Source organism: Dyella sp. ASV21 (assembly GCF_016428975.1).
In the GTDB taxonomy this organism is placed as follows: Bacteria; Pseudomonadota; Gammaproteobacteria; order Xanthomonadales; family Rhodanobacteraceae; genus Dyella.
Map to the genome: position 1 here is coordinate 1 of NZ_JAELTT010000342.1, position 314 is coordinate 314.

Annotated in this window: 1 pseudogene; it reads left to right on the forward strand. The window is 74.2% G+C overall.

The features are described from left to right. Positions 1-133, forward strand: a pseudogene (locus JHD67_RS21870) (enolase C-terminal domain-like protein); the annotation flags it as partial. Between the last annotated feature and the right edge of the window lie 181 nt (positions 134-314).

The following is a 314-nucleotide window of genomic DNA, read 5'->3' on the forward strand; positions in this document are numbered from 1 at the left end:
GGCGGAGGCTTACGACGTGGCGCTGGCGCTGCATTGCCCGCTGGGCCCCATTGCGCTGGCAGCCAACCTGCAATTGGATGCGGTGTGCCACAACGCCTTTATCCAGGAGCAAGGGCTGGGCATCCACCTGTCTCTTATACACATCTGACGCTGCCGACGACAACGTTCGGGTGTAGATCTCGGTGGGCGCCGTAGCATTAAAAAGGGGGGGGGGGGGGGGGGGGGGGGGGGGGGGGGGGGGGGGGGGGGGGGGGGGGGGGGGGGGGGGGGGGGGGGGGGGGGGGGGGGGGGGGGGGGGGGGGGGGGGGGGGGGG